Raw genomic sequence first — 14,135 nt, 5'->3', positions numbered from 1 at the left:
ACCCGCGATTTTAGGCGCTGCGGGGCCGCTTTTGCCGGCGCTGCGTCAGCGGTCTCAGCCTCAGGGCTTGGCAAGCAGCAGGGCGGCCAGGGCGTCGTCCTGCACGAGGGTGATGCCGTGGTCGCGCGCATACAGCCGGGCGTTGTCGCTGAGGCTGCCCTGGGCCAGCACATACAAGCCCGTGGCCGCCCCGCGCTGGTTCATGGCGGCGCGCAGCTCGCGCAGCGGCTCCACGCCATGGGTGGCGGCTTTCCAGCGGCGGGCGCTGGCCAGTGTGGTGCTGCCGCTCCGGGTCAGGCAGAAATCGGCGGCACCGTTGCCAGGAATGCGTTCTACGGTGTAGCCCGCGTGCGTCCAGGCGGCTGCCAGCGTGTTGGCAAAGTCACGCCAGGGCATGGTGGTCGCAGCGCCGAGCATCTCGATCACTTTGGCGGAATTGGGTGCGCGCAGCTGCCTCCAGGCGGCCATGCAGCCCACCACGAAGATGGGGAAACCGGCCAGCGCACCGACCACGAAATATTCCTTGGGCAGCAGCGCGCCCGATGCCAGCGTGATGAGGGCCACCACCACAAAGCTGATCCACCACGGCGAGCGCAGCAGCACGGCAAACAGGGATTTCTCGGCCATCTTGAATTTCACGGGGGTCCTTTTCGTTCGGGGCGGCGGCGGTTGCGCCAGGAGGCAAAGCGTGCGCATTGTCCTTCAGACACCGGGGGAACAGCGCTTGGATAGACTACCGGCCCCACAGGAGTTATTTGAATGTCAGTCACCGAACAGGGCCTCTTGGCCGCACTTTCCAGCGTGCTGGACCCCCATACCGGCCAGGATTTCGTCAGCACCCGCGCGCTGCGCAATGTGCAGATCACTGGCGGCGACGTGGCCTTTGATGTGGAGCTGGGCTACCCTGCCAAGAGCCTGGTGCCCGAGCTGCGCCGCAGCCTGGTGGCCGCCGCCAAGGGCGTTGCCGGGGTGGAGAACGTGTCGGTCAACATCACCACCAAGGTGGTGGCGCATGCCGTGCAGCGCGGCGTGCAATTGCTGCCGCAGGTCAAGAACATCATCGCCGTGGCCTCGGGCAAGGGCGGCGTGGGCAAAAGCACCACCGCCGCCAACCTGGCGCTGGCGCTGGCCGCCGAGGGCGCCAGCGTGGGCGTGCTGGACGCCGACATCTACGGCCCCAGCCAGCCCATGATGCTGGGCATCAACCGCCGCCCCGAAAGCGAAGACGGCAAGACCATGGAGCCGCTCGAAAACTATGGCGTGCAGGTCATGTCCATCGGCTTTTTGGTGGACCAGGACGAAGCCATGATCTGGCGCGGCCCCATGGCCACCCAGGCGCTGGAGCAGCTGCTGCGCCAGACCAACTGGAAAGACCTGGACTACCTCATCATCGACATGCCGCCCGGCACCGGCGACATCCAGCTCACGCTCTCCCAGCGCGTGCCCATGACCGGCGCGGTGATCGTGACCACCCCGCAAGACATCGCCCTGCTGGATGCCAAAAAGGGCATCAAGATGTTCGAAAAGGTGGGCGTGCCCATCCTGGGCATCGTCGAGAACATGGCCGCCCACGTGTGCAGCAACTGTGGCCATGTGGAGCACATCTTTGGCGCCGACGGCGGCAAGAAGATGGCGGCCGAATACGGCATGGACTACCTGGGCGCGCTGCCGCTGAACATGAGCATCCGCCTGCAGGCCGACAGCGGCAAGCCCACCGTGGTGGCTGACCCCGATGGCGAGGTCGCCCAGATTTACAAGAAGGTGGCGCGCGATGTGGCGGTGAAGATCGCCCAGCAGGCCAAGGATTTTTCCAGCAAGTTTCCCACCATCTCGGTCAGCAAGAACACTTGATGCGATAGGGCCCGCGCCCGGCGGCGCGGGCTGTCCTGGGCGGTGGGACTGCGGCATTGACGCCATAGCGGGCAACGGCCACACTGCCTGCGCTTGATCTCTTCCTGTATGACGGCCCGATGAAAACCACCCCGCCAACCGCCGCCGTGCCCCTGGGCACACCGGACGACATGCGCGAGCGCATCCGCCGCAAAAGCCGCCTCAAGGGCCGCCAGCCCGAAGACGCTGCCATGGCCGATGTGGCGCGGCTGCTGGGCCCGCGCCCGGCCACCGGCTTTTGGCGCGACCTGCTCATTGAATACCTGCACCGCCTGAACGACCGCTTCGGCGTGCTGCACGACCGGCACCTGGTGGCGCTGGCCAAGCAGATGAACCTGCCCATGGCCGAGGTGTATGAGGTGGCCAGCTTCTACCACCACTTTGAGATCGTGCGCGGCGAGGATGCCCAGGCGCCCCGTCTGGTGCTGCGGGTGTGCGACAGCCTGAGCTGCAGCATCGCGGGCGCCCGCGAGCTGCTGGCCGCGCTGCCCGAGCGCCTGCTTGCGGCCGGGCAGGGCGACGTGCAGGTGGTGGCCGTGCCCTGCGTGGGCCGCTGCGAGCAGGCGCCGGTGGCCGCGGTGCACCAGTGCCCGGTGCCGCACGCTACCGTGGATGCGGTGTTGGAAGCGGTCAGTTTGAAGCCAAATCGGGCTCTGGCGCTTCATCCACCAGCGCTGGCAGCTATCAATTTTGATATTGCAGCGCTGGCCGAGCAAAGCGTGCCTGCGCAGCCGGACTCCGTCAGTCCTGCCCACACCGACCTGGCCACCTATCGCGCCCACGGTGGCTACCAGCTGGCCGCCGCGCTGGTCAACGGCGAGCGGGATGCCGAGGCCGTGCTTGCGGCCATGGAGGATTCGGGCCTGCGCGGCCTGGGGGGCGCGGGCTTTCCGGCGGGACGCAAGTGGCGCATTGTTCGGGACCAACCCGCGCCACGCCTGATGGCGGTCAATATCGACGAAGGCGAGCCCGGCACGTTCAAAGATCGCACGTATCTGGAGCGCGACCCGCACCGCTTTCTGGAAGGCGTGCTCATCGCCGCCCAGGTGGTGGGCACCGAGGCGGCCTACATCTACCTGCGCGACGAATACCACGGCTGCCGTGCGCTGCTGCAAAAGGCGCTGGACGACCTGCATGCCCAGCCCCCATGCCCCCTGCCGCACATCGAGCTGCGCCGGGGCGCGGGCGCCTACATCTGCGGCGAAGAGTCGGCCATGATCGAGAGCATCGAGGGCAAGCGGGGCGAGCCGCGCATGCGCCCGCCTTACATCGCCCAGGTGGGCCTGTTCGGCCGGCCCACGCTGGAGCACAACTTCGAGACGCTGTACTGGGTGCGCGACATTGTGGAGCGCGGGCCCGCGTGGTTCGCCAGCTTTGGCCGCCACGGCCGCAAGGGGCTGCGGTCTTTCAGCGTGAGCGGCCGCGTGAAGCACCCGGGCGTCAAGCTCGCGCCCGCGGGCATCACGGTGCAGGAGCTCATCGACGAATACTGCGGCGGCATGCTGGACGGCCACCAGCTCTATGCCTACCTGCCCGGTGGTGCGTCGGGTGGCATCCTGCCCGCGAGCCTGAGCCACATCCAGCTCGACTTCGACACGCTGCAGCCCTACGGCTGCTTCATCGGCTCGGCCGCCGTCATCGTGCTCAGCCAGCACGATAGTGCGCGCGATGCGGCGCTGAACGTGATGCGCTTTTTTGAACACGAAAGCTGCGGCCAGTGCACGCCCTGCCGCGTGGGCACGGCCAAGGCGGCCACGCTGATGCAAGCGCCGCAATGGGATGAAGAACTGCTCGACGACCTGGCGCAGGTGATGGCCGACGCGTCCATCTGCGGCCTGGGCCAGGCCGCGCCCAACCCCATCCGCTGCATCCACAAATACTTTGCGCACGAAGTGGGCGAGGGCCCCTGGCCGGGCGACCTGCCCAAGCCGCGCAACAGCCCGCTGGCCGAGCAACTGCCGAAGGGAGCCCAGCCATGAGCGCGTTGCAACCAACCTGCGGCGTGGCCTTCGAGCTGGACGGCCAGCCCGTCACCGCCCACCCTGACGAAACCATCCTGAAAGCTGCGCAACGCCACGGGGTGGAGATTCCGCACCTTTGCTACACCGACGGCCTTCGCCCCGACGGCAACTGCCGCGCCTGCGTGGTCGAGATCGCTGGCGAGCGCACGCTGGCCCCCAGCTGCTGCCGCGCGCCCACCGAAGGCATGAAGGTGCAGGCCGCCAGCCCGCGTGCACGCAAAAGCCAGCAGATGGTGCTGGAGATGCTGCTGTCGGACATGCCGGATGTGGGCTACCGGTGGAACGATGACAAATCAGATACTCCTGAATTGATAGCTTGTGGCGCTTATCCATCAAGCGCTACAGGCCAATTTGATTCAAAAACTGCTGAAACGGTGGGCCAACACGGCGAACTGAGCCAATGGGCGGATCGCCTGGGTGTGGCCGTGCGTCCGGCCCTCCAAGCCCTGCGCCGCGAGCAGCCCGCGCCTGACCTGAGCCACCCCGCGATGGCGGTGAACCTGGACGCCTGCATCCAGTGCAACCGCTGCGTGCGCGCCTGCCGCGAGGAACAGGTGAACGACGTGATCGGCTACGCGCTGCGCGGGGCCGACAGCAAGATCGTCTTCGACCTCGACGACCCCATGGCGGCCAGCACCTGCGTGGCCTGCGGCGAATGCGTGCAGGCCTGCCCCACGGGCGCGCTCAGCCCCAAGACGCACATCGGCTCGCAAAAGGTGGACCGCAAGGTGGATTCGGTCTGCCCGTTTTGCGGCGTGGGCTGCCTCATCACCTACAACGTGCGCGATGAAAAAATCATCAGCGTCGAAGGCCGCGACGGCCCGGCCAACCACGGCCGCCTGTGCGTGAAAGGGCGCTTCGGCTTTGACTACGCCCACCACCCCGACCGCCTCACGGTGCCGCTGATCCGCAAGCCCGGTGTGCCGAAAGAGGTGATGCTCTACGGCGCCGATTGGCGCACGGCGTTCCGCGAGGCGACCTGGGACGAAGCGCTCGACCTCGCGGCGGGCACGCTCAAAAGCCTGCGCGACACCCACGGCCCCAAGGCGCTGGCGGGCTTCGGCTCGGCCAAGGGCAGCAACGAGGAGGCCTACCTGTTCCAGAAGCTGGTGCGCACCGGCTTTGGCAGCAACAACGTGGATCACTGCACGCGGCTGTGCCATGCGTCCAGCGTGGCCGCGCTGCTTGAAGGCGTGGGCTCGGGCGCGGTGAGCAACCCGGTCCATGACGTGGAGCATGCCGAGCTGATCTTCGTGATCGGATCCAACCCCACGGCCAACCACCCGGTGGCGGCGACCTGGATGAAGAACGCTGCCAAGCGCGGCGCCAAAATCGTGCTGGCCGACCCGCGCGTGACCGACATCGGCCGCCACGCCTGGCGCACCCTGCAGTTCAAGGCCGACACCGACGTGGCCATGCTCAACGCGCTGATCCATACGGTGATTGACGAAGGCCTGGTGGATGAAGCCTTCATCAAGGATCGCGCCAACAACTTCGAGGCCCTCAAGGCCAACGTGATGGGCTGCAGCCCCGAGGCCATGGCGCCGGTGTGCGGCATCCCGGCCGAGACGCTGCGCGAGGTGGCGCGGGCGTTTGCCACCGCCAAGTCCTCCATGATCCTCTGGGGCATGGGCGTGAGCCAGCATGTGCACGGCACCGACAACGCGCGCTGCCTGATCGCGCTGTGCGCCGTCACCGGCCAGATCGGCAAGCCCGGCTCGGGCCTGCACCCGCTGCGCGGCCAGAACAATGTGCAGGGCGCGAGCGATGCGGGCCTGATCCCCATGATGTTCCCTAACTACCAGCGTGTGGATAACGCCGGGGCACATGCGTGGTTTGAAGACTTCTGGGGCACCCAGCTCGATGAAGCGCCGGGCTACACGGTCGTCGAGATCATGCACAAGGCCCTGGCGCCTGACACCGACCCGCACAAGGTGCGCGGCATGTACATCATGGGCGAGAACCCCGCCATGAGCGACCCCGACCTGAACCACGCGCGCCACGCGCTGGCCAGCCTGCAGCACCTGGTGGTGCAGGACATCTTTTTGACCGAGACCGCCTGGCTGGCCGACGTGGTGCTGCCCGCCAGCGCCTGGCCCGAGAAGACCGGCACCGCCAGCAACACCGACCGCATGGTGCAGATGGGCCGCCGTGCCTTGAACCCGCCGGGTGATGCACGGCCGGATTTGTGGATCATTCAGCAGATCGCCCGGCGCATGGGCCTGGACTGGAACTATGCGGGCGAGGAATCGGGCGTGGCCGCCGTGTACGAAGAAATGCGCCAGGCCATGCACGCCAGCATTGAGGGCATCACCTGGGACCGGCTGGAGCGCGACTCCAGCGTGACCTACCCGTGCCTCACGGCCGACGACCCCGGCCAGCCCATCGTCTTCATCGAGAACTTCCCGACGCCCACGGGCCGCCTGCAACTGGTACCCGCCAGCGTGATCCCGGCCGCCGAGAAGCCCGACGCTGACTACCCGCTGGTGCTCATCACTGGCCGCCAGCTGGAGCACTGGCACACCGGCAGCATGACGCGGCGCAGCACCGTGCTGGACGCCATCGAGCCCATGGCCACCGCATCGCTGCATGGCGATGAACTCGCCCGGCTGGGCGTGGCGCCCGGCGCGCTGGTGGGCATCCGTTCACGGCGGGGCATGCTGCAGGTGCGCGTGCGCCGCGACGACGGCACGCCGCGCGGCACGGTGTTCATGCCGTTTGCGTATGTGGAGGCGGCAGCCAATCTGCTCACCAATGCTGCGCTGGACCCCTTTGGAAAGATCCCGGAGTTCAAGTACTGCGCGGTGGCGGTGGATGTGTTGCAGGGCACCGGCAGCGAAATCGTCTGACGCGCCGTGTATCCGCACGCGGGTTGCGGGGCTTTGCGGGCATTGCTGTCTGAGGGGGCTGCGCCGGGGTAAAGTCTGCGCCCATGACTGAGCGCCCCTACACCGACGTTGCCGTGATCATGCGGTGTGAGCACATCGACAACCGCTGGCAGCCCTGGCGGTGGTCGCTGGCCGAGGTGGTGATCCACGAGCCCGCCTTTGGCTCCGAACCTCGCCTGCTGATCCAAGACGAGCGAGAGCAGCGCTGGCTGTTCCCCGGCTTTCGCGTGGAGCTGTTCCGCGACGATGCCGAGGGCTACCACCTGAACCTCACTTCGCCAGCCCCCTGCTGGTTTGTGATGTGGCGCCGCGATGACGACACCGGCACGGGCGAAGTCCCGCTGGCCCGTCCCGTGGCGGTGAGCCTGAGCTACCACGACGCGGGCCGCTGGCTGGACGCGCAGGAATCCGTGGAGCAGGTGCCTGCTGCGCCCGAAGTGGTGGAGGCGCTGCGCGCCTTTGTTGACGAGCACTACCAGCCCGAGCCCAAGCGCCGCAAGCGTCCAGAGAGCTTTCGCACGTTGCAAGACCGCTTTGGCAACCCGGCCTCGGTGTCCACCGAGAAGCTCCGTGGCGGGGGAGGAGGGGGTGGCCATGGCTGACGGATTCCTCAGCCGCTGGTCGCGCCGCAAGCAGGACGTGCTGGCGGGCAATCCCGTGCAAGACCCGCCCCCGCCCGCCCCCCAGGTGGCAACCCCAGCGCCAGCGGCGGCGGCCGCTGTGGCAGCGCCAGCCACACCTGCATCCCCCGTCGCCGAGGTGCCACCGCCGCCCACGCTGGCTGACGCTGAGGCCCTCACGCCCGCGTCCGACTTCAAACCGTTCGTGGCCCGTGCCGTGTCGCCCGAGGTGCGCAACCTGGCCATGAAAAAGCTGTTTGCCGATCCGCACTTCAATGTGATGGATGGTTTGGACATCTACATCGGCGACTACACCCAGCCCGACCCGCTGCCCGCAGGCATGCTGCGAAAGATGGCCAGCGCGCATGCGCTGGGCTTTTTTGACCAAGAGAAAAAAGCCACGTTAGCTGCGCAGAGTCTGCAGGGCGATTTGGTGCCGGATGCGGCCCCCGAGGCACCAATATCCCCGTCGGCCAGTCAGCCTCGGGATGATGCGGAGGCGCAAAGCCCCGCAGACGTGGCACAGTCCCGGGTATGCAACGCTGTTCCTAGCGTTCCCTCTAGCGAGCCTGAGGTGCACCCACGCTCTGCCCAGGATGCGGTGGTCACGCCAGCCAGCCATACCGACAATGACCACGACGCTCATCTGCGACTGCAACCAGACGATGCCCCTCAACGCCAAAGCGTTGGGCGAGGCACTGCATGAAGACCTGACCCTTCACTCCACCCTGTGTCGGCGCGACGCGGGGGCGTTCCAAAAAGCCATCCAGTCGGGCGACGACGTGGTGGTGGCCTGCACCCAGGAGCAGCGCCTGTTTGGCGACCTGGGCCAGCAGACCGAAGGCGCGGTGTCGCCCATCCGGTTTGTGAACATCCGCGAAACCGGTGGCTGGAGCCGCGATGCCGCCAAGGCCAGCCCCAAGATCGCCGCGCTGCTGGCGGCCGCCCGGCTGCCCGACCCGCCGCCCGTGCCCACGGTCACCTACAAGAGCACCGGCCGCTTGCTCATCATCGGCCCGCTCGATCAGGCCGAGCAGGCGGCCGCCCTGGTATCGGACGTGCTGGATGTGACGCTGTTCGCCCAAGGCCCTGGCAACGCCGGTGGCGCGCAGGCGCGGCGCTTTCCGGTGCTGGGCGGTCGCATTACGGGTCTCACCGGTTGGTTGGGCGCGTTTGAGCTGCAATGGGCGGCGGACAACCCGATTGATCTGGACCTTTGCACGCGCTGCAACGCCTGCGTGGCCGCCTGCCCCGAAAACGCCATTGGCCTCGACTACCAGATCGACATGGCCGCCTGCCAATCGCACCGCGCCTGCGTGAAGGTCTGCCAGGTGGCCGGTGCCATCGACTTCACCCGCGACGCCATCGCACAGACCGAGCGCTTCGACCTGGTGCTGGACCTGCGCTCCCCGACGGCGACGCCTACTTTCTTGCAGCACGCGCTGCCGCAGGGCTACCTGCGCTGGGACGGGCGCGACCTGGGCACGCTGCTCAAGTTGCGCGAGCTGGTGGGCGAGTTCGAGAAACCCAAGTTTTTTGTCTACAAACAAAAACTCTGCGCCCACAGCCGCAACGAAACCGTGGGCTGCAACGCCTGCGTGGACATCTGTTCGGCCGAGGCCATTGCCAGCGACAAGAGCCGCCAGCAAATCAAGGTGAACCCCAACCTGTGTGTGGGCTGCGGCGCTTGCACCACGGTGTGCCCCACGGGTGCGCTGACCTATGCCTACCCCAGCGCGACAGAGCAGGGCACCAAGCTCAAGACCCTGTTGTCCACCTACACCGCAGCAGGCGGCAAGGACGCCGTGCTGCTGCTGCACAGCCAGGAGCGCGGCCAGGCACTGGTGGAAGAGCTGGGCCGCGCCGCGCAGCTCAAACTGGCGCAGGGCGTGCCTGCCAACGTGATCCCGGTGGCGCTGTGGCACACGGCCAGCACCGGGGTGGACTTGTGGCTGAGCGCCATTGCCTACGGTGCCTCGACGGTGGTGGTGCTGGCGACGTACGAAGAGGCGCCGCAGTACCTCGACGGCCTGCAGGCGCAGATGGATGTGGCGCAAGCCATCTTGCGGGGCCTGGGCTACACCGGCACGCATGTGCAACTGCTGCGCGCTGCGCACCCCACCGAGCTGGATGCCGCCTTGCAGGCCCTGGGCCAGACCCGTCAGAAGACCCCGACCGTGGCCGCACGCTTTGCCGTGGCGCAGGAAAAACGCAGCACGCTGGAGATGGCGCTCGACCACCTCATCGAGCAGGCCCCGATGCCCGTGGCCGAGCGGCCCCAGGCCATTGTCTTGCCCGCAGTGGGGTCGCCCCTGGGCACCATTGAGGTCAACAAAGACCGCTGCACCCTGTGCCTGAGCTGCGTGAGCGCCTGCCCGGCGAGTGCGCTGCAGGACAACCCGCAGCTGCCGCAGCTGCGCTTCATCGAAAAGAACTGCGTGCAGTGTGGCCTGTGCGCCACCACTTGCCCAGAGAACGCCATCACCCTGCAGCCGCGCCTGCTGCTGGCGCCCGAGCGTGCGCAATTGCGTGTGCTCAACGAAGCCAAGCCGTGGGCCTGTGTGCGCTGCAGCAAGCCGTTTGGCACCGTGAAGGCCATCGAGGCTATGTTGGGCAAGTTGTCGGGCCACCCCATGTTCCAGGGCGAGGCGCTGGAGCGGCTGAAGATGTGCAGCGACTGCCGTGTGATCGACCTGTATTCCTCCCAAAGCGAAACGAAAGTGACCGACCTGTGAGCGCCCCATCCACTTTGACCCCCCTGGGCGGCAGCTCTGCGCTCGACGAGGAAACCGCACGCGCCGAGCTGTATGGCCTGCTGTCGCAGCTGTATTACGCCGCGCCCAGCGCCGATCTGTTGTCTGCCCTGCGGGTGGCCGTGACCGAGGCGCCCGCCGATGGTGCCTTTTTGCAAGAGCCCTGGCAGGTGCTGGTGGGCGCGGCCCGTGAACTGAGCGACGGCGTGATTGCGCAAGAGTTCGACCGCCTCTTTGGCGGCGTGGGCAAGCCGGAGGTGTTTTTGTACGGCTCGCATTACCTGAGCGGTTTCCTCAATGAGAAGCCGCTCGCCCGCCTGCGCACCGACCTGGATAGGCTGGGGTTGGCACGCGACGAGGCCATGTCCGAGACCGAGGACCACGTCGCCTACTTGTGCGAAGTGATGCGCTACCTGATCGCGGGTGATGACGTCGCTGTCTGTAACCTGACGGCGCAGCGCGATTTTTTTGCAACGCATCTACAGCCCTGGGTATTGCTGTTGTGTGATGCCCTTGCGGCTCAGCCGCAGGCCCGGTTTTATGCCGCTGTGGCCCAGTTTACGCGGGCTTTTGTGTCGGTAGAAACCCAGGGCTTCGACATGATGGAGTGAGCCTGTGGGTCAGCATTAACCCTGATCCGCGTGTTCCAAAAGATGAGCGCTTTGGTCGGCGGTTGTGGTGTCGCATTGCAGGCTTTCACACACTGACATAGACTCATATGAATTCCTTTTCATAGCTGCCAGCCATTCTGGAGACAAGCATGCAGAACCGCCAGCCCAATTCCTCCCGCCGGAGTTTCTTTTCTGGCGCCGCCACCGCAGGGGCTGCCGCAGCAGCCGTTGTGGCGCTTCCCCATGTTGCGCCGTCCGATGCTGTGGTGTCCGAGCCCGCTCGCGTCGCACCCGAAAAGGGCGGTGGCTACCACCTGTCTGCCCGCGTGAAGCAGTACTACAAGACCACCCAACTCTGACAACGGGGCACGCCATGTTGCTAACCAAGAAGCCTTCCCATTCCGTGCAGGGCAACAGCTCTGCATCGCCTTTTGTGCACAGCCTGCGCCGTGGCCTGTCGCAGGCTCTGCCCACTATGGACCGCCGCTCGTTCCTGCGCCGCTCTGGCTTGGGGGTGGGCGTGGGCATCGCCGCCTCGCAGCTCACGCTGGTCAAGAAATCCAACGCAGCCGAAGGCGCCAAGGTCGGCATCGGCGACAGCAAGATCGAAGTGCGCCGCACGGTGTGTTCCCACTGTTCAGTGGGTTGCGCGGTCGATGCCGTGGTGGAAAACGGCGTCTGGGTGCGGCAGGAGGCGGTGTTCGACTCGCCCATTAATCTGGGCGCCCACTGCGCCAAGGGCGCGGCCCTGCGCGAGCACGGCCATGGCGAGTACCGCCTGCGCTATCCGATGAAACTGGTCAATGGCAAATACGAGCGCATCAGCTGGGACACGGCTCTGAACGAAATCACGGCTAAGATGCAGGAGCTGCGCAAGGCCAGCGGCCCTGACAGCGTGTACTTTGTAGGGTCGTCCAAACACAACAACGAGCAGGCTTACCTGCTGCGCAAGTTCGTGAGCTTCTGGGGCACCAACAACTGCGACCACCAGGCGCGCATTTGCCACTCCACCACGGTGGCGGGTGTGGCCAACACATGGGGCTACGGCGCCATGACCAATTCGTACAACGACATGCAAAACAGCAAGGTCGCTTTGTACATCGGCTCCAACGCGGCCGAAGCCCACCCGGTCAGCATGCTGCACATGCTGCACGCCAAGGAAACCGGTTGCAAGATGATCGTGGTGGACCCCCGCTTCACCCGCACCGCAGCCAAGGCCGACGAATTCGTGCGCATCCGCTCGGGCACCGACATCCCCTTCCTGTTTGGCCTGCTGTACCACATTTTCAAGAACGGCTGGGAAGACAAGAAGTACATCAACGACCGTGTCTATGGCATGGACAAGGTGCGCGAGGAAGTGCTGGCCAAGTGGACGCCCGACAAGGTGGAGGAAGCCTGCGGCGTTCCCGAGGCGCGGGTGCTGCAAATTGCCACGCTGCTGCACGAGAACAATCCCGGCACCATCGTATGGTGCATGGGCCAGACACAGCACACCATCGGAAACGCCATTGTGCGTGCCTCGTGCATCCTGCAACTGGCACTGGGCAATGTGGGTAAAAGCGGCGGCGGCACCAACATTTTCCGCGGCCACGATAACGTGCAGGGCGCCACCGATGTGGGCCCCAACCCCGATTCGCTGCCTGGCTACTACGGCCTGGCCGAAGGCTCGTGGAAGCACTTCGCCGCCGTGTGGGGCGTGGACTTCGAGTGGATCAAGAAACAGTATGCGTCGCCTGCGATGATGACCAAGAACGGCATCACCGTGTCGCGCTGGATCGACGGTGTGTTGGAGAACAACGAGCTGATCGATCAGGACTCCAACCTGCGCGGTGTGTTCTTCTGGGGCCATGCGCCCAACTCGCAGACGCGCGGCCTGGAAATGAAGCGGGCCATGGACAAGCTCGATCTGCTGGTCGTGGTGGACCCGTATCCATCGGCCACCGCCGCCATGGCGGCCATGCCCGGCAAGCCCGAAGACCTGAACCCCAACCGTGCGGTGTATCTGCTGCCAGCGGCCACGCAATTCGAGACCAGCGGCTCGTGCACGGCATCGAACCGTTCCCTGCAGTGGCGCGAGAAGGTGATCGAACCGCTGTGGGAGAGCCGCACCGACCACATGATCATGTACCAGTTCGCGCAAAAACTCGGTTTTGCCGACGAGTTGGTCAAGAACTACAAGATGCAGAAGGTCAAGGGCATGGACGAGCCCGTGCCCGAGGATATCCTGCGCGAAATCAACAAGAGCGTCTGGACCATTGGCTACACCGGCCAGAGCCCTGAGCGCCTGAAGGCCCACATGAAGAACATGCATTTGTTCGATGTGAAAACCCTCAAGGCCAAGGGTGGCAAGGACAAGGAAACCGGGTACGACTTCGCTGGCGACTACTTTGGGCTTCCCTGGCCTTGCTATGGCACACCCGAGCTCAAGCACCCGGGCTCGCCCAACCTGTACGACACCTCCAAGCATGTGATGGACGGGGGTGGTAACTTCCGCGCCAACTTCGGCGTCGAAAAAGACGGCCAGAACCTGCTGGCCGAGGATGGATCGCACTCGCTGGGCAGCGAGATCACCACGGGCTATCCAGAGTTCGACCATGTGCTGCTCAAGAAGCTGGGCTGGTGGGACGACCTCAGTGATGCCGAGAAGGCCAAGGCCGAAGGCAAGAACTGGAAGACCGACCCCACAGGCGCCATCATTCGTGTGGCCATGAAGCATGGTTGCCACCCCTTTGGCAATGCCAAGGCCCGTGCCGTGGTCTGGAATTTCCCCGATGCGATTCCTCAGCACCGCGAGCCCATTTATGGTACGCGTCCCGACCTGGTGGCCAAGTACCCCACGCACGACGACAAAAAGGCTTTCTGGCGCCTGCCCACGCTCTACAAGAGCCTGCAGGACAAGAACGTGGCCGACAAGGTGTACGAGAAGTTCCCGCTCATCCTGACTTCCGGCCGCTTGGTCGAATACGAAGGTGGCGGCGAGGAAACCCGTTCCAACCCCTGGCTGGCCGAGTTGCAGCAGGAGTCGTTCGTCGAGATCAACCCCAAGACGGCGGCCGACCGGGGCATCCGCAACGGCGAGCGTGTGTGGCTGAGCAGCCCTACGGGCGCACGCCTGAATGTGCAGGCGCTGGTCACCGAACGGGTTGCACCAGACACGGTCTGGATGCCGTTTCACTTCTCTGGCCGCTGGCAAGGGGCGGACATGCTGGCGTATTACCCCAAGGGTGCGGCACCTGTGGTACGCGGCGAAGCCGTGAACACGGCCACCACCTATGGCTACGATAGCGTGACCATGATGCAGGAAACCAAGACCACGATCTGCAACGTGGAACGGGCGTGAGCGCGCAGCACT

The 14,135-nt window shown here is 65.7% G+C and carries 10 protein-coding genes; 9 read left to right on the top strand and 1 reads right to left on the bottom strand.

Annotated elements, in window-relative coordinates; genetic code table 11:
* Positions 1 to 60 precede the first annotated feature (60 nt).
* Positions 61 to 639, bottom strand: a complete 579-nt coding sequence (locus J8G26_RS04850; protein WP_349238303.1) for a restriction endonuclease — start codon at positions 637 to 639, stop codon at positions 61 to 63.
* Between the two features lie 120 nt (positions 640 to 759).
* On the opposite strand from J8G26_RS04850, the gene apbC reads away from it, so the two are divergent.
* The 9 genes from apbC to J8G26_RS04805 all read left to right on the top strand — a co-directional run bounded on the left by apbC (position 760) and on the right by J8G26_RS04805 (position 14,123).
* Complete coding sequence (gene apbC / locus J8G26_RS04845) at positions 760 to 1,851, top strand: iron-sulfur cluster carrier protein ApbC (protein ID WP_210568145.1); 1,092 nt, start codon at positions 760 to 762, stop codon at positions 1,849 to 1,851.
* A 119-nt stretch (positions 1,852 to 1,970) separates the two neighbouring features.
* Positions 1,971 to 3,869: an NADH-ubiquinone oxidoreductase-F iron-sulfur binding region domain-containing protein gene (locus tag J8G26_RS04840; RefSeq protein ID WP_210568144.1), complete on the top strand. Its 1,899-nt coding sequence runs from the start codon at positions 1,971 to 1,973 to the stop codon at positions 3,867 to 3,869.
* Positions 3,866 to 6,760 (top strand): formate dehydrogenase subunit alpha, encoded by a 2,895-nt coding sequence (gene fdhF, locus J8G26_RS04835; RefSeq protein WP_210568143.1) that lies wholly within the window; start codon positions 3,866 to 3,868, stop codon positions 6,758 to 6,760. Before J8G26_RS04840 ends, fdhF begins: the two co-directional genes overlap by 4 nt.
* 83 nt (positions 6,761 to 6,843) lie before the next feature.
* Positions 6,844 to 7,401, top strand: a complete 558-nt coding sequence (locus J8G26_RS04830) for a DUF3305 domain-containing protein (RefSeq protein WP_087747239.1) — start codon at positions 6,844 to 6,846, stop codon at positions 7,399 to 7,401.
* Complete coding sequence (locus tag J8G26_RS04825) at positions 7,394 to 8,125, top strand: DUF3306 domain-containing protein (RefSeq protein ID WP_210568142.1); 732 nt, start codon at positions 7,394 to 7,396, stop codon at positions 8,123 to 8,125. Before J8G26_RS04830 ends, J8G26_RS04825 begins: the two co-directional genes overlap by 8 nt.
* Positions 8,085 to 10,154, top strand: coding sequence for a 4Fe-4S binding protein (locus tag J8G26_RS04820; protein ID WP_210568141.1), 2,070 nt, complete (start codon positions 8,085 to 8,087; stop codon positions 10,152 to 10,154). Before J8G26_RS04825 ends, J8G26_RS04820 begins: the two co-directional genes overlap by 41 nt.
* Positions 10,151 to 10,783, top strand: a complete 633-nt coding sequence (locus tag J8G26_RS04815) for a molecular chaperone TorD family protein (protein WP_210568140.1) — start codon at positions 10,151 to 10,153, stop codon at positions 10,781 to 10,783. The genes J8G26_RS04820 and J8G26_RS04815 overlap by 4 nt, the downstream gene beginning before the upstream one ends.
* Positions 10,784 to 10,932: 149 nt before the next feature.
* Positions 10,933 to 11,142 (top strand): formate dehydrogenase, encoded by a 210-nt coding sequence (locus J8G26_RS04810; RefSeq protein WP_087747232.1) that lies wholly within the window; start codon positions 10,933 to 10,935, stop codon positions 11,140 to 11,142.
* 14 nt (positions 11,143 to 11,156) lie between these two features.
* Positions 11,157 to 14,123, top strand: coding sequence for a formate dehydrogenase subunit alpha (locus tag J8G26_RS04805; protein WP_087747230.1), 2,967 nt, complete (start codon positions 11,157 to 11,159; stop codon positions 14,121 to 14,123).
* Positions 14,124 to 14,135: the final 12 nt, after the last annotated feature.

It is taken from the genome of Acidovorax sp. JG5 (assembly GCF_017939685.1).
Taxonomy (GTDB): Bacteria; Pseudomonadota; Gammaproteobacteria; order Burkholderiales; family Burkholderiaceae_C; genus Acidovorax.
This window is presented reverse-complemented; position numbering and strand designations above follow the sequence as displayed.